The sequence below is a fragment of the Methylobacterium oxalidis genome, from assembly GCF_007992195.1.
GTDB lineage: Bacteria > Pseudomonadota > Alphaproteobacteria > Rhizobiales > Beijerinckiaceae > Methylobacterium > Methylobacterium oxalidis.
In genome coordinates this window covers 1-15440 of record NZ_BJZU01000113.1, presented here as the reverse complement: position 1 = coordinate 15440, position 15440 = coordinate 1, and the positions used below count along the sequence as shown (strand labels likewise).

Below are 15440 nucleotides of genomic sequence, written 5' to 3'. Positions count from 1 at the left end.
CGGTCGGCGGACGCCGACTCGACCTCTCCCGAACGGGAGAGGTGTTGGCGGCGCTCCCTCTCCCGAACGGGAGAGGTGGGGGCGTCCCTTCCTGCACGCGAGGTGGAGGGATGGTCAGACGTAGTCCTGCGGCGGGCGGACGTCGCCGCGGCGCAGGAGCGTGTAGAGGAAGGGCACGAAGAGCAGCGTCGAGGGCGTGCCGAAGGCGATGCCGCCCATGACCGCGCGGGCGAGCGCCGCGTTCTGCTCGCCGCCCTCGCCGGTACCGAGCGCCATCGGGATCAGGCCGAGGAACATGGCGCCCGCCGTCATCAGCACCGGCCGCAGCCGGGTCTCGCCCGCCAGCACCGCCGCCTCGACGGCGCTGCAGCCCGTGGCCTCCCGGTGCTCCTTGGCGAAGGTGACGAGCAGGATCGAGTTCGCCGAGGCGATGCCGACCGACATGATCGCGCCGAACAGCGAGGGGATCGAGAAGGTCGTGCCCGTCACGAACAGGCTCGCCACGATGCCGCAGAAGGCGAGCGGCAGCGCCGCCAGCACCACGAAGGGGTCGCCCCAGCTCTGGTAGTTCACCGCCATCAGGAGGTAGACGGCGATGAGCGCGATGGCGAGGCCGATGCCGAGGCGGAAGAAGGCCGAGTCCATGTTCTCGATCTGGCCCCGGAGCGTGATCCTGTCGGGCGCCGGCAGCGCCTTCTGCTCCTCCTCCACGATCTTGCGGATCTCGCGGGCGACCGAGCCGAGGTCGGAATCCTGCACCGCCGCGTAGATGTTGAAGGTCGGCGTCGTGTTGACGTGGTTGATCACCGTCTGCGTGCCCTCGCGCCGGAACGAGGAGACGCTGGAGAGGAGCGTCAGCACGCCGGGCTGCTCCGAGCCGCCCTGGACGAGGAGCGGCGTGTTCTGGAGCGCGGTGAGCGAGTCGTTGCGGTATTCCGGCGTCTGCACCCAGAGCTGGTAGGGGATGCCGGTCTTCGGATCGGTCCAGAAATTCGGCGTCACCTGGAAGGAGCCCGACAGGGAGACGTTGAGCCCCTGCGCCACCTGCTGCTGGGTCAGCCCGAACTCGGAGGCGAGGCGGCGGTCCACGTCGATGAAGAATTGCGGCGTGTTGACGATCTGGTGCAGGTGCACGTCCACCGCGCCGCGGGTCTCGCGCACCCGCCGGACGATGTTCTGCGCCACCGCGAGGTCCTTCTCGGCGTTGCGGCCCGAGACCTGGATGTCGATCTGCGCGAGCGTGCCGAAGTTCAGGATCTGCGTGATGATGTCCGAGGGCTGGAAGTAGAACACCACGTCGGGGAAGCGCTCGCGCAGGACCTCGCGCAGGCGCTTCGTGTAGTGGGCCACCGGCCCGTGGCCCTCCTTCAGGTTGATGAGCATCTGCCCGTCGTTGTAGGCGACGAAGGAGCCGTCCGAGAAGGCGAAGTTGTAGTTGTTCGAGGGCAGGCCGATATTGTCGAGGATCTGGTCGATCTCGTGCTCGGGGATCACCTCGCGGACCGTCTTCTCGACCTCGGCGAAGACCTGCTCGGCGGTCTCGATGCGCATGCCGGGCCGGGTCCGCAGGTGCAGGGTCATCTGGCTCGAGGCGACCTGCGGGAAGTAATCCTGCCCGACGAAGCTGAACAGGCCGGCGCTGCCCGTGAAGACCACGGCGACGACGCCGACCGTGGCGACGGGGTGCCGGATGACGGCGTGGAGGAGGCCCAGGTAGCCCCGGTGGAAACGGGCGAAGCGCGCCTCGAACCCGTGCCGGAAGCGGCCCGCCACGTGGAAGAACGGCCGCCCGAGGAAGCCGAGCGCGCGGGCGACGCGGCCCTGGCGGGGCGCGGGCGCCTCGCCGTGGTGCAGGGCGTATTCCCGCGCCACCAGCACGTCGATGAGCACGGGCACCAGGGTGCGCGACAGGAGGTAGGAGGTCAGCATCGCGAACACGACCGCGAGCGCCTGCGGGGTGAACAGGTACTTCGGCGTGTCCGTGAGCGCGAAGACCGAGGTGAAGGCCGCGCAGATCGAGAGGGTCGAGATCAGGGTCGGCTTGGCGATGCTCGCCGCGCCCTCGGCCACCGCCTTGCGGAAGGGCTCGCCCTCCTCGAACAACCGGTAGGTGTTCTCGATCGCCACCGTGGCGTCGTCGACCAGGATGCCGACCGCGAGCGCGAGGCCGCCGAGCGTCATCACGTTGATGGTCTCGCCGAGGGCGCCGAGCACGGCGAGGGAGGTCAGGATCGAGAGCGGGATCGAGATCAGGACCACGATGGTGGAGCGCCACGAGCCGAGGAAGAGCAGGATCGTCAGCCCCGTGAGGCAGGCGGCGATGGCCGCCTCGTGCATCACGCCCTCGATCGCCGCCGAGACGAAGACCGACTGGTCGAACAGCGGCTTCAGGGTCATGCCCTCGGGGGCGGCGGCGCGGATGTCGGGCAGCGCCTTCTTGACGTTGTTGACCACGTCGAGGGTCGAGGCGGTGCCGTTCTTGAAGATGCGCATCAGCACCGAGTGCAGGCCGTCGGCGCGCACGATGTTGACCTGCGGCGGGCCGCCGTCGCGGACATAGGCCACGTCGCGCACCAGAACCGGCTGGCCGCCGACCGTCTTGATCGGGATCTCGTTCAGCGCCTCGATCGCCTCCGGCGTGGCGTTGAGGCGGATCGGGTATTGCTGCTCGCCGATCTTGGCGAGGCCGGAGGGCACGGTGAGGTTCTGGGCGGTGACCGCGCTCGTCACGTCCACCGGCGTCAGGCCCAGCGCCTGCAGGGCGTGCAGGTCGAGATCGACCATGATCTGCCGCGGCGTGCCGCCGAAGGGCGAGGGCAGCGTCGAGCCCGGCACCTGCACCAGCCGCTGGCGGATGCGGTACTGCGCGTAGTCGTAGACCTTGGTCAGGCTCTCCTTGGTGGAGGCGAGAGAGAGTTGGATCACCGGCACCGAGGAGGCCGAGAAGCGCAGGATGACCGGCGGCTGCACGCCCGGCGGCATCGTCGCGCGGATCGAGTTCGTGGAGGAGACCACCTGCGCGATGGCGAGGTCGATGCTGACGCTCGGGTCGAAGTAGACCTTCATCACCGAGGTGCCCTGGAGGCTCGTCGACTCCATGCGGGCGATGTTGTTGACGTTGTTCGAGATCCCGTACTCGGAATAGGTCGTGATGCGCCGCTCCATCTCGGGCGCGGAGAGGCCGTTGTAGGTCCAGACGATCACGACGACGGGGATGTCGACGGTGGGCAGCACGTCCTTGGGCGTCGTGATGATCGCGGCGACGCCCGCGAGCGTCATCAGCACGGCCAGGACGTAGACCGTCACCCGGTACTTCAGCGCGTAGAGGACGAGGCCCATGTGGTCGTCGGTCCGAGTCGGTCGTGGCCTGGCATCGCGGGGGATGCGCGCGGCGATGGTCCGGCCCCCGTCGCCCCTCCGGTCCGGGAGAGACCGGGCCCGAAAGACGTGGGACCGGGCGGAAGATCCGGGCTTGTCCGGTGCGCCCGCCCCGCCCGGCGCGGCCGGGAGCGCGGCGCACCGCCTGCCGGCCACAGAGCCCGCTCAACGTTTCCGAATTGTGTCCGATGAATTTTGTGTACGCTGGCGCGTTGCCGCAGCCGCGCCCTCAGCGGGCCGCCGGCCGGGCGTTGCCGGCGCCGAGCAGCGTATCCTTGTCGACCTTCAGCGCCTGGGCGATCTCCTCCAGCGCCCGGTGCTCGACCTCGATGATGCCGCCGAAATCGGCCACGTCGGCGGCGATCAGGAAGACGTCCTCCCGCTGGTCGGCCGGACGGTCGGCGATGGCCTCGACGAGGCGGATGTTCTCGACGCGCCCGGCGCGGGTCTTGGCGCGGGCGATCGCCTCGTACAGCGCCTGCTCGATGCGCAGGGTGTCGTAGGATTTCTCCAGGATCGGGTTCGCCCGCATGCCGGCGATCGCCGACTCGATCTCCTCCTCGTCGATCTCGCCGTCCGCCAGCGTGACGTTCGCGGCGGCCGAGACGGCGGCCTCGAGGAACACGGCGTCGCCCGCGTAGGACATGATGGTCCGGCCGAACCGAAGGATCGCGTCCTGAAAGATGCTCATGAAGGCCTCCTCGGGCTGAAGGAGGCTCAAAACGGCCGTGGCGAGTCAAGGGCTTCGCGGCCACACCCGAGGGCTGGCCGACAAGCGGCCCGCCTCACACGATCGCCTCGTGGCCCGGCCAGTCGCGGCCGAGATGGGCGGCGACGGTCGCCGGGTCGCTGCCGACCGCCTCCACCGCCGCCTGCACCTTCTCCACCGGCACCATGAAGCGGCGCGCCCAGTAGGCCCGCTCCCAGGGCTCGGCCACGTTGACGACCCGCGGCTCGGGGGCGGACCGGTCCTCGTCCATGTCGGCTTCCATCTCGGCTTCCGTCTCGGCCCGGGCCCCGTCCGGGCCCGCGATGTTCCGAGAACGCCCGAGCCGAGGCTTCGTGCCCGCGCTCAGCAGCAGCGGAAGCCGTTGCGGTTGCCGACGCCGAAGCGGGCGTTCTCCCGATTGCGGAAGAACTCCACCTCCGTCATCGGCTCCCGGTCCGGATGGGTCTTGCGGACGTGGCTGGCATAGGCCGCGTAGTCGCCCTGCCCCACCATCAGCCGGGCGCCGTCGCAGACGCATTTCGTCAGCGTCTGCCAGCGCTCGCGCAGGGTGTGCGAGGTCGTCGCCACGCGCCCTACTCCGCCGGGACCGCCCGCGCGTCCGTCTCCAGCGCCGTCCAGCGGTCGCTGCGGAAGGCGCGGACGCAGGCGATGAGGCCGAACACCGCGATCGACACGACGAGGCCGACGAAGACCACCGCCAGCGCCGCGTCGATGCGGTCGTTGAAGATGATCTGGCTCATCTGGTCGACGTTCTTGGCCGGCGGCAGAACCTTCCCCTCGGCGAGCGCCGCGCTGTACTTGTCGGCGTGCGCGAGGAAGCCGATCCGCGGATCGGCGTGGAAGATCTTCTGCCAGCCCGCGGTCAGGGTGCAGATGCAGAGCCACAGGGTCGGCACGACGGTGACGAAGGCGTAGCGCTCGCGCTTCATCTTGAAGATCACCACCGTGCAGAGCGTCAGCGCCACCGCCGCCAGCATCTGGTTCGAGATGCCGAAGAGCGGCCACAGGGTGTTGATGCCCCCGAGCGGGTCGGTGACGCCCTGGTAGAGGAAGTAGCCCCAGGCGGCGACGCACAGGGCTGTGGCCAGGATGCTCGGCACCCAGGACGACGTGTCCTTGAAGGACGGGACCGCGAGCCCGACGAGGTCCTGCACCATGAAGCGGCAGGCGCGGGTGCCCGCATCCACGGCGGTGAGGATGAACAGCGCCTCGAACAGGATGGCGAAGTGGTACCAGAAGGCCATCATGCCCTTGCCGCCGATGGCCGAGGAGATGATGTGCGCCATGCCGACGGCGAGCGTCGGGGCGCCGCCGGCGCGGGAGATGATGGTGGATTCGCCCACATCCGCGGCGGCCTGGGTGATCGTCTCCGGGGTGATGGCGAAGCCGAGCTTCGTCACCGCGGCGGCCGCGCTCTCGGGCGAGGTGCCGACGAGGGCGCCCGGCGAGTTCATGGTGAAGTAGACGCCGGGGTCGATCACCGAGGCCGAGACCAGGGCCATCACGGCGACGAAGCTCTCCATGAGCATGCCGCCGTAGCCGATCATGCGCGCGTCCTTCTCGTTCGCGATCAGCTTCGGCGTGGTGCCCGACGAGATCAGACTGTGGAAGCCGGAGACCGCGCCGCAGGCGATGGTGATGAACAGGAACGGGAAGAGCTGGCCCGACCAGACTGGGCCGCTGCCGTCCACGAACTGCGTCATGGCGGGCATCCGCAGGTTCGGCGCCACGAAGGCGATGCCCAGCGCCAAGCCGGCGATGGTGCCGATCTTGAGGAAGGTCGAGAGGTAGTCGCGCGGGGCGAGCAGCAGCCAGACCGGCAGGATCGAGGCGACGAAGCCGTAGCCGATCAGCATCCAGCAGAGCTGCGTGCCCGTGAAGGTGAAGGCCGGGCCCCAGGTCGGGTGCTCGGCGACGCTGCCGCCGTAGACGATGGCGAGCATGAGGAGCACGAAGCCGAGGATCGAGACCTCGCCGATCTTGCCCGGCCGGATGTAGCGCGAGTAGACGCCCATCAGGATGGCGATCGGGATCGTGGCCATCACCGTGAAGGTGCCCCACGGGCTGTCGGCGAGCGCCTTGACGACGATCAGCGCCAGCACGGCGAGCAGGATCACCATGATCAGGAAGGTGCCGACGAGGGCGATGATGCCCGGCACCGTGCCGAGCTCGGCCCGGATCAGCTCGCCGAGGGAGCGCCCGTCCCGGCGCATCGAGACGAACAGGACGATGAAGTCCTGCACCGCGCCCGCGAAGACGACGCCCGCCAGGATCCAGAGGAGGCCCGGCAGGTAGCCCATCTGGGCGGCGAGCACCGGGCCGACCAGCGGGCCGGCGCCCGCGATCGCCGCGAAATGGTGGCCGAACAGCACCGTGCGGTTCGTGGGCACGTAGTCGAGCCCGTCGTTGTGGCGCACGGCCGGCGTCTCGCGCTGCGGGTCGAGGCGCATCACCTTGTCGGCGATGAAGAGCGAGTAGTAGCGATAAGCGATCACGTAGACGCAGATCGAGGCGACCACGATCCAGAGGGCGTTGACGGACTCGCCCCTCTCGATGGCCACGACCGCGAGTGCGGCGGCCCCCAGCGCCCCGACGAGGGCCCAAGGCCCGTGCTTGGTGATCGCACCCATGGACGTCGCCTCCAGGGCCGACTCTTCCAGGCCGGCCGACCGGCTGCCCTTGTGGCGCAGAATGGTGCCGGAGAAAACACGGCCCGGCCGCGGGTTGCCTACAACGGCGATGGTTCTGTCGCCTCGCCGATCACGATCTCGCGCTCGGTTTGACGCTGCCGGCGGCGGAACCTAAGCAGGCCCGCGCCGGGCCCCCGCGGGCGGGCCTTCCGGGCAGGCGGAGCGTGGAGACGAGCGATGGCGAAGGTGGCGTTCCTGGGTCTCGGCGTGATGGGCTCCCCGATGGCGGGCCACCTCGCGAAGAAGGGGCACGCGGTCACCGTCTACAACCGCACCGCCGCGAAGGCGGAGGCCTGGGTCGCGCAGCACGGCGGCGCGCGGGCCGACACGCCGCGGGACGCCGCGCGGGACGCCGAGATCGTGTTCGCCTGCGTCGGCAACGACGACGACCTGCGCGGCGTCGCGCTCGGCGAGGACGGCGCCTTCGCCGGCATGCAGCGGGGCGCGGTCTTCGTCGACCACACCACGGCCTCGGCCGAGGTGGCGCGCGACCTCGCGGCGGAGGCCGATTCTCGCGGCCTCGGCTTCGTCGACGCGCCGGTCTCCGGCGGCCAGGCCGGCGCCGAGAACGGCGTGCTCACCGTGATGTGCGGCGGCGAGGCCGCGACCTACGCCCGGGTCGAGGCGGTGATCGGCGCCTACGCCCGCGCCTGCCGGCTGATGGGACCGGCCGGCTCGGGCCAGCTCACCAAGATGGTCAACCAGATCTGCATCGCGGGTCTCGTCCAGGGCCTGTCCGAGGGCGTGCACTTCGCCAAGCGCGCGGGCCTCGACGTCGAGGCGGTGCTCGACGTGATCTCGAAGGGCGCGGCCGGCTCCTGGCAGATGGAGAACCGCGGCCGAAGCATGAACGAGGGCCGCTTCGACTTCGGCTTCGCGGTGGACTGGATGCGCAAGGACCTCGGCATCCTCCTCGATGAGGCGCGCCGCAACGGCGCCGCGCTGCCGGTCAGCGCCCTCGTCGACCAGTTCTACGCCGAGGTGCAGCGGATGGGCGGCAGCCGCTGGGACACGTCGAGCCTGATCGCCCGGCTGGAGCGCTGAAGGCGCACCTCAGGCGCGCGCCGCGTCCAGCGCCGCGTCCGGGTCGGTCCATGCCCAGTCGCCGCCCATCTGGTGGCGGAACCAGGTGAACTGGCGCTTGGCGTAGCGGCGGGTGTCGGCCTGCCCGCGCAGGATCGCCTCCTCCAGGGCGATGTCCCCGTTCAGATGCGCGAGGAGGCCCGGCACGCCGTGGGCGCGCATGATCGGCAGCAGCGGGTCGAGGCGGCGCTCGCGCAGGCGCGCCACCTCGTCGAGGGCGCCGGCCGCCATCATCGCCCGGAAGCGCGCGTCGATGCGGGCGCGCAGGCTCTCCCGGTCCGGCGCCAGGAAGATCTTTCGCAGCGCGCGTCCCGCCAGGGGGCCGGGGACCCGGCTGCCGTGGAAGGAGGCGAGCGGTCGGCCCGTCGCCGCGTGGATCTCCAGGGCGCGCAGAATCCGGGCGCGGTCGCTCGGCCTGAGGCCGGCGGCGCCCTCCGGGTCGCGCGCGGCGAGATCCGCGTGCAGCGCCTCGGTGGGGCGTCCCTCGGCCTGCGCCCGCACGGCGGCGCGCACGGCCTCCGGCACCGGCGGCAGGTCCGACAACCCCTCCTCCAGCGCCCGGAAATACAGGCCGGTGCCGCCCACGAACACGGGCAGGCGCCCGCCGAGCCCGGCGACGAGGCTCTCCGCATCGCGGGCGAAGTGCCCGGCCGAGTGGTTCACCGCGCCGTCGACGTGCCCGTAGAGGCGGTGCTCGACGCGGGCCTCCTCCTCGGGGCTCGGCCGGGCCGTGAGCACGCGCAGGTCGCGGTAGACCTGCATCGAGTCCGTGTTGACCACGACGCCCCCGTGACGGAGCGCCAGCGCCGTCGCGAGCGCCGACTTGCCCGAGGCGGTCGGCCCTGCGATGAGGATGGCCGCCGGCCCATCGGCGGATGTCGGCTCTGGCGACGGCAACAGCGGAAGCTCCCGGATGACCCTGGTCGCCAGCCTGATAGCAAACGAGACACGCCCCGCCATCACGGACGCGGTCCTGGCCGAGGCGCGCGCCGTGCTCGGCACCGAGCACCAGCCGCGGGTCCTGCACGGCGAGGTCGCGGCCGAGATCCTGGTGCCGGGCGCGGGCGCCGACGCGGAGGTCCTGACCGGGCGGCTGCGGCGCGCGCTGAAGGGTGAGCCGATCGACCTCGCCGTGCTGCCGGCCGGCCCGCACCGGCGCAAGCGCCTGTTCCTGGCCGACATGGATTCCACCATGATCGAGCAGGAATGCATCGACGAGCTCGCCGACGTGGTCGGGCTCAAGGCCCACGTCTCGGCCATCACCGAGCGCGCGATGCGGGGCGAGATCGCCTTCGAGCCGGCGCTCCGCGAGCGCGTGGCCCTCCTCGAGGGCCTGTCCGTCGGGGTGGTCGACGCGCTGATCCGCGACCGGCTGACGCTCACCCCCGGCGGGACCACGCTGGTGCGCACGATGCGCGCGCACGGGGCGGAGACCTGCCTCGTCTCGGGGGGCTTCACCCTGTTCACGGGGCCGATCGCCGCGCGGATCGGCTTCCACGATCACCGCGCGAACCGGCTCGGCGTGCGCGACGGGCACCTGACCGGCCTCGTGGAGGAGCCGATCGTCGGCAAGGCGGCCAAGCGCGACACCCTGGCGAGCCTGCGGGCGCATTTCGGACTCGACGCCGCCGAGACCCTGGCGGTCGGAGACGGCGCCAACGACCTCGACATGCTGGGCGAGGCGGGGCTCGGCGTCGCCTTCCGGGCGAAGCCCGCCGTCGCGGCCGCCGCGCAGGTGCGCATCGACCACGGCGACCTCACCGCGCTCCTCTATCTGCAGGGCTACGCGGCGAGCGAGTTCGTGGGCTGAGGCTCGCGGCGAGGGTGACGGGCTCAGAACGGCCGCAGGGCGTGATGCGGCCGGTGAACCTCCTCGAAAATGTCCGGATCGATCAGCTCCGCCGCAGCATCCCCGCTCTCGCCGAAGATGGCGTAGAAGGCGCTCCCACCGATCGCGGCCTTGCTCGCGGTCATCGATTCGGCGAGCGCCCGACCGAACCCCTCCCGGTAATCCTCGGGCGTGATCGCTCCCGCCCCCAGTTCGCGCGCCAGAGCGTCCTTGCGGCGCCAGAAGGCCGATTGGGCGTCCACGAATGCCTGGAAGCGCGCATCGTCCATCGCGACGGCGGAGTTCGACCGCACCATGTCCCGCAGATCGCGGATGCGCTCGGACATCTCGGTTTCGACCACGTGCGGCTCTCCTCGTGAGCGTGACGGCGGATGCCCACTCGCGAGAGCGGCGTCCGCACCCGCCACGCTCGTGCCGGAACGCGCGCGGCCTTCGCCGAGCAGCGCCGCCTCGCCCCGGCAGCAGGACGCGAGCCGACCCCAGGGTCCATCACCATACGGGCCGAATGCGACCCTGGACACCGCGTAGCCGCGCGCGGACGAGACCGTGATGCGGTTGGCCGGGTGCAGGATCCGGTTCGCGGCCTGATGGCAGACGCCGGTGACACCGTACACGATGCCGGCCGTGGCGTCCGGCCCCGCCAGGCAATGCGCGATGCGGGAGTCGCCGAGGTCGCGGCAGATCTCACCGCCGCCCTGCCAGCGGCCGAAGCATCGCCAGACGAAGCCGCAATCGCTCGTGACGTAGGTGTGGTCGAACGCCCCGTACCCGCGCACGGGCCGCTGCATCGGGATCGCCCAACCCCTCAGCTCGATGCGCTCGGATCCCGGCATTCCGGACAGCTCGTCTGGGGTTGGACGGATGGTCCCAGCATCCACGTCGCGCCGCAGACAGACAATCTGAGATTTACACGCTCCGCCAGATGTGAACGAAAACCGGAATTCTGGCTCGAATTTATTACCTAGAGTATACAACCCTCACAGCATTACGGCGGCCCTCCGGAGAGAGCCGCCGCCCGGATCGTCCCGCGATCCGGCTGCGCGCTACTCGAGGCCGAGCGCCACGAAGCGCACGTCGCCGCCGGCGCTCGCGACGAGCAGCAGGACCGACTTGCGGCCCTCCTTCTTGAGGGCGTCGACCCGCTTCGTCACGTCGGCCGGGCTGCTCACCGCCTCCTGGCCGACCTCGACGATGACCTCGCCGGCCTGGATGCGCTTGTCGGCCGCCGTGGAGGACGGGTCGACACGGGTGACGACGACGCCCTTGACGGTGTCCTTGATGCTGTAGCGCTTGCGCAGCTCGTCGGTCATGCCCGAGAGGTTGAGGCCCAGCGCCTGCCGCACGGCGCTCTCGGGGTCCGGCTGCTTGACGTTGGCGAGCTGCGGCTTCTCGCCGTCCTCCAGGCGGCCGAGGGTGACGGGCTTGGTCACCTCCTCGCCCTTGCGGACCACCACCACGTCGACGGTCTTGCCGACCGGGGTCGCGGCGACGATGCGCGGCAGGTCACTCGACGCCTTCACGGCGCTGCCGTTGAACTTGGTGATCACGTCGCCGACCTCGAGGCCGGCGGTCTTGGCCGGGCCCTTCTCGTCGACGCCGGCGATCAGCGCGCCCTTGGCGCCGCCCTTGAGGCCGAGCGCCTCGGCGGTGGCGTCGTCGACGTTCTGGATGCGCACGCCGAGCCAGCCGCGGCGGACCTCGCCGAACTCGCGGAGCTGGTCGATCACGGGCTTGGCGGTGCCCGAGGGCACGGCGAAGCCGATGCCGACCGAGCCGCCGGTGGGCGACAGGATCGCCGTGTTGATGCCGATCACCTCGCCGTCCATGTTGAACAAGGGACCGCCGGAGTTGCCCTTGTTGATGGCGGCGTCCGTCTGAATGTAGTTGTCGTACGGGCCGGACTCGATGTTGCGGCCCCGCGCCGAGACGATGCCGGCCGAGACCGAGCCGCCGAGGCCGAACGGGTTGCCGATGGCCACGACCCAGTCGCCCGGCCGCATCTTCTCGGAATCGCCGAACGGCACCGCCTTCAGGGGCCGGTCCGCGGTGGGCTTCACCCGCAGCACGGCGAGGTCGATCTTCGAATCCTTGCCGATGATCTCGGCCTTCAGCTTGCTTCCGTCGGCCAGGATGACCTGGATGTCGTTGGCATCGCCGATGACGTGGTTGTTCGTCACGACGATGCCCGAGGCGTCGATGATGAAGCCGGAGCCGAGCGAGTTCGACTTGCGCTGCTGGCGCGGCGTGTCGCTCTCGCCGCGCTGCTCGCCGCCCCGGTTGCCGCGGCGGTTGAAGAACTCCTCGAACAGGTCCTCGAACGGCGTGCCGGGCGGGAGCTGCGGCATCGTGCGGCCCCCCCCGCCGCCGGGGCGCGCCTCGACCGTGGTGGAGGCCGAGATGTTGACGACGGCGTCGGTGATGCGCTCGGCGAGGTCGGCGAGGGATTCGGGGCCCTTGGCGTAGGCGGGCACCGGCACGGCGCTGCCCGCGACGGAGGCGCCGATCACGAGGGCGGCGAGCGCCGAACGGGCGCGGCGGCCCAGCGCGGATGGACGGCGCGCTCCGGTGGCGCTCGCGACGGGTAGCATGATCGACCTCTTCAAAGGAGCGTTTCCCGACCTGTTCTCGATGCGGCTCGCGGCGATTTGGCGGCAGCCGCGCCGGGCTGCCGCTTTAGATCGGCGGCCGCGGGCCCGGTTCAAGGGCGCGCGCGGAGCCGTCGCGGCGCGGGGCGCCGCGACGGCTCCCGCGCCCGCCCCTGCCGTCAGCGCGAGGCGCCCGTGGAGCCTGTGGCCGAGCTCGGGTCGCTCGTGCCGCGCGGCGTGCCGGACTGCGCCGCCCGGCCCTGCGGATCGCCGAAGTAGCGGAAGAAGTCCGAGTTCGGGCTGATCACGAGCCGGGTGTCCGAGCCTTTCAGGCCGGTCTCGTAGGCCTGCATCGAGCGGTAGAAGCTGAAGAAGTCCGGGTCCTTGCCGAAGGCTTCGGCGAGGATGCGGTTGCGGTCGGCATCGCCCTGGCCGCGCAGCTGCTCGGACTTCTGGTTGGCCTCGGCCAGGATGACCGTGACGTCGCGGTCGGCCCGGGCGCGGATCGTCTGCGCGAGCTGCTCGCCGTTCGCGCGGATGTCGGCGGCCTCGCGCTTGCGCTCCGTCTTCATGCGCTCGTAGACCGCCGAGCTGTTCTGCGCCGGCAGGTCGACACGGGTCATGCGCAGGTCGACGATCTCGACGCCGAGCGACTTCGCCTGCCGGTTCACCTCCTCCTGGATCTCGTTCATCAGGCGCATGCGGTCGGTCTTGACGATCGCGTCGCGGGTGGAGCGGGCGAGCACGTTGCGCAGCGACGAGTTCGTGAAGCTCGCGAGGCGCTGGTTGGCCAGCCCGATATTGCCCACCGACTGGTAGAAGCGCAGCGGGTCGACGATCCGGTAGCGGGCGAAGGCGTCGACCTCCAGGTTCTGGCGGTCGGCAGTCAGCAGGGCCTGGACCGGCAGGTCGAGGTCGAGCACGCGCTTGTCGAACACGATGACGTTCTCGATGAACGGCACCTTGAAGTAGAGGCCCGGACGGTCCTCCCCGGTCTGGTTGAGCACGGCGCGGACGCGGCCGAGCTGAAGCACGAGGGCCTGCTGCATCTGCCCGACGGTGAAGACCGAGGCGTAGAGACCGACGGCGATGGCCGCGACGAGGACGACGAGGCCGGTGCGGAGAGCGTTGCCGTTCATCGCGCCGCTCCACCCGCCGGCTGGCCGCCGCGCGCACCCATCTCCGTCAGGGGCAGCACGGGCAGCACGCCCGCGGCGGCGCCGCCGCCGGCCGCGTTGCCGCTACTCTGATCGATGATCACCTTGTTCACGGAGCCGAACACCTTCTCCATCGTCTCCAGGAAGATGCGCTCGCGGCTGACGGCCGGCGCGGTCCTGTAGGATTCGTAGACCTGCTGGAAGCGGGCGGCCTGACCGGTGGCGTCGGCGGTCGCCTGCGTCCTGTACGCTTCGGCGGCCTGCACCACCTGCGCGGCCCGGCCGCGGGCCTGCGGAACCTCGCGGCTCGCGTAGGTCTTGGCCTCGTTCTGCAGGCGCTCGGCGTCCTGCTGGGCGGCGTTCACGTCGATGAAGGCCGGGCGGACCTCCGGCGGCGGCGTGACGCTGACGAGCTGCACCACCTCGATGCGCACGCCCGCGCCGTACTCGTCGAGGGCGGCCTGGACGATCTCCTTGACCTCCTGCGCGATGCTCGACTGCTCGTTCGTCAGGATCGCCTGGATGTTGCGCCGGCCGATCACCTCGCGCATGGCGCTCTCGGAGATCGCCTTGATGGTGCCTTCCGGGTTCTGAAGGTTGAAGACGTAGTCAGACGCCTTCAGCGGGTTGACGCGCCACTGCACCTCGAAGTCGAGGTCGACGATGTTCTCGTCGCCGGTGAGCATCAGGCTCTCCTCCGCCACGTCGCGGGCGCGCCCCTGCGCGCCGACGCCGGAGCGGTAGCCGATCTGGATGGAGTTCACCTGGCCGACATTCGGCTTGACGACGCCGCCGATCGGGTACGGCAGGTTGTAGCGCAGGCCCTCGCCCTTCGAGCCGACGTAGCGGCCGAACACCGTCTCGATGCCGACCTGGTTCGGCGCCACCGTGTAGAAGCCGGTGAACAGCCAGATCGCCACCGCCGCGACGCCGATGACGATGATGCCGCGTCCGCCGCCGAAGGAGCCTCCGGGCATGACGCCGCGCAGCCGGTCCTGGCCGCGGCGGAGCAGATCCTCAAGGTCCGGCGGTGTCTTGCCGCCGCCGTTGCCGGTGCCCCAGGGGCCGCCGCTGTTGCCGCCGCCGCCCCGGCCCCAGGGTCCGCCCCCGCCGCCGCTGCCGCCGCCGCTCTGATTGCTCCAAGGCATCCTCGAGGTCTACTCCAGCTCATCCGGGGCGGGACGCCGTCGCGTCCCGTGGGTGCCAAGCACCTGATTGGGCGCGACCTCTCCTGTCAAGGCTCGCTCCCGAGCCGCAGGTGGGCACTTGCCCTCGTGAAGACAACCGCGACGCGGTGCCCATGCTCCACAAGGGATTAAGAAGGGCGGCCGCCGCGGGCCTGCGCGGACCACCGGCGCCGCGCCCTCCGCCCGGCCGCGGCGCCGCGCCTCAGCGGACCCGCTCCAGGTCGATGAAGACGAAGGCGTGCTCGTCGTGCTCGCCCGCCCCGTGCGGCTCGCGCAGGGTCTCCCGGTAGCCGGCGCGGTCGAACGCGGGAAAGCGCGTGTCGCCCTCGGGCGCCGCCTCGACCTCGGTGAGGTGGATGCGGTCGGCGTGGGGCAGCGCCATCGCGTAGATCTCGCCGCCGCCCACCACCATCAGCTCCTCGGCCCCGGCGGCCGCCGCGAGCGCCCCCTCCCAATCGTGCACCACGCTGGCGCCCTCGGCCGCGAAGGCGGGGTCGCGCGTGAGGACGATGTTCGTGCGCCCGGGCAGCGGCCGCCCGAGGGACTGGAAGGTCCGGCGGCCCATCAGGATCGGCTTGCCCATGGTCAGGGCCTTGAACCGGCGCAGATCGCTGCGCAGGCGCCAGGCCATGTCGTTGTCGCGCCCGATGACGCCGTTCTGCGCCACCGCGACGATCAGGGTGATGCGGGGCCTGGTGCTCGGCATGATCTCGCGCCGCTCCTCGGATGCGAACCGTGTCTCGGGAACCGGGGTACGAGACCCGCCGCCCCACCTCTCCCG

The 15440-nt window shown here is 70.9% G+C and carries 13 protein-coding genes; 2 read left to right on the top strand and 11 right to left on the bottom strand.

The window, feature by feature from the left end; all coding sequences use genetic code 11:
* Positions 1–114: 114 nt before the first annotated feature.
* From MOX02_RS23110 to MOX02_RS23090, 5 genes are all read right to left on the bottom strand, one after another.
* Positions 115–3339, bottom strand: a complete 3225-nt coding sequence (locus MOX02_RS23110; RefSeq protein ID WP_147028182.1) for an efflux RND transporter permease subunit — start codon at positions 3337–3339, stop codon at positions 115–117.
* Between the two features lie 268 nt (positions 3340–3607).
* The gene (locus MOX02_RS23105; protein ID WP_147028181.1) at positions 3608–4069 is read right to left on the bottom strand and encodes a tellurite resistance TerB family protein; all 462 of its coding nucleotides are present in this window, start codon (positions 4067–4069) and stop codon (positions 3608–3610) included.
* A 94-nt stretch (positions 4070–4163) separates the two neighbouring features.
* The gene (locus tag MOX02_RS23100; protein ID WP_147028184.1) at positions 4164–4358 is read right to left on the bottom strand and encodes a DUF3606 domain-containing protein; all 195 of its coding nucleotides are present in this window, start codon (positions 4356–4358) and stop codon (positions 4164–4166) included.
* 92 nt (positions 4359–4450) lie between these two features.
* On the bottom strand, positions 4451–4675 hold the full coding sequence (locus MOX02_RS23095; protein ID WP_147028180.1) for a YbdD/YjiX family protein: 225 nt from the start codon (positions 4673–4675) through the stop codon (positions 4451–4453).
* 5 nt (positions 4676–4680) lie between these two features.
* On the bottom strand, positions 4681–6738 hold the full coding sequence (locus MOX02_RS23090) for a carbon starvation CstA family protein (protein WP_147028179.1): 2058 nt from the start codon (positions 6736–6738) through the stop codon (positions 4681–4683).
* Positions 6739–6975: 237 nt separating this feature from the next.
* On the opposite strand from MOX02_RS23090, the gene MOX02_RS23085 reads away from it, so the two are divergent.
* Positions 6976–7842, top strand: coding sequence for an NAD(P)-dependent oxidoreductase (locus MOX02_RS23085; RefSeq protein WP_147028178.1), 867 nt, complete (start codon positions 6976–6978; stop codon positions 7840–7842).
* A gap of 9 nt (positions 7843–7851) precedes the next feature.
* On the opposite strand, the gene miaA is transcribed toward MOX02_RS23085, so the two are convergent.
* Positions 7852–8778, bottom strand: a complete 927-nt coding sequence (gene miaA / locus MOX02_RS23080) for a tRNA (adenosine(37)-N6)-dimethylallyltransferase MiaA (RefSeq protein ID WP_238179374.1) — start codon at positions 8776–8778, stop codon at positions 7852–7854.
* Positions 8779–8794: 16 nt separating this feature from the next.
* Here miaA and serB point away from each other — a divergent pair, with 16 nt between their 5' ends.
* Positions 8795–9691: a phosphoserine phosphatase SerB gene (gene serB, locus MOX02_RS23075; RefSeq protein WP_147028176.1), complete on the top strand. Its 897-nt coding sequence runs from the start codon at positions 8795–8797 to the stop codon at positions 9689–9691.
* Between the two features lie 23 nt (positions 9692–9714).
* Here the strand turns inward: serB and MOX02_RS23070 are convergent, their stop codons facing one another.
* The 5 genes from MOX02_RS23070 to MOX02_RS23050 all read right to left on the bottom strand — a co-directional run bounded on the left by MOX02_RS23070 (position 9715) and on the right by MOX02_RS23050 (position 15365).
* Entirely contained in the window at positions 9715–10563 is an 849-nt protein-coding gene (locus MOX02_RS23070; protein ID WP_147028175.1) for a hypothetical protein, read from the bottom strand.
* Positions 10564–10773: 210 nt separating this feature from the next.
* Complete coding sequence (locus MOX02_RS23065) at positions 10774–12318, bottom strand: Do family serine endopeptidase (RefSeq protein WP_147028183.1); 1545 nt, start codon at positions 12316–12318, stop codon at positions 10774–10776.
* 176 nt (positions 12319–12494) lie between these two features.
* Entirely contained in the window at positions 12495–13454 is a 960-nt protein-coding gene (gene hflC / locus MOX02_RS23060) for a protease modulator HflC (protein ID WP_147028174.1), read from the bottom strand.
* The gene (gene hflK, locus MOX02_RS23055) at positions 13451–14620 is read right to left on the bottom strand and encodes an FtsH protease activity modulator HflK (RefSeq protein WP_147028173.1); all 1170 of its coding nucleotides are present in this window, start codon (positions 14618–14620) and stop codon (positions 13451–13453) included. The genes hflC and hflK overlap by 4 nt, the downstream gene beginning before the upstream one ends.
* Positions 14621–14861: 241 nt before the next feature.
* Positions 14862–15365 carry a dihydrofolate reductase gene (locus MOX02_RS23050; protein WP_147028172.1) on the bottom strand — a complete coding sequence of 168 codons (504 nt, stop codon included), beginning with the start codon at positions 15363–15365 and terminating at the stop codon, positions 14862–14864.
* Between the last annotated feature and the right edge of the window lie 75 nt (positions 15366–15440).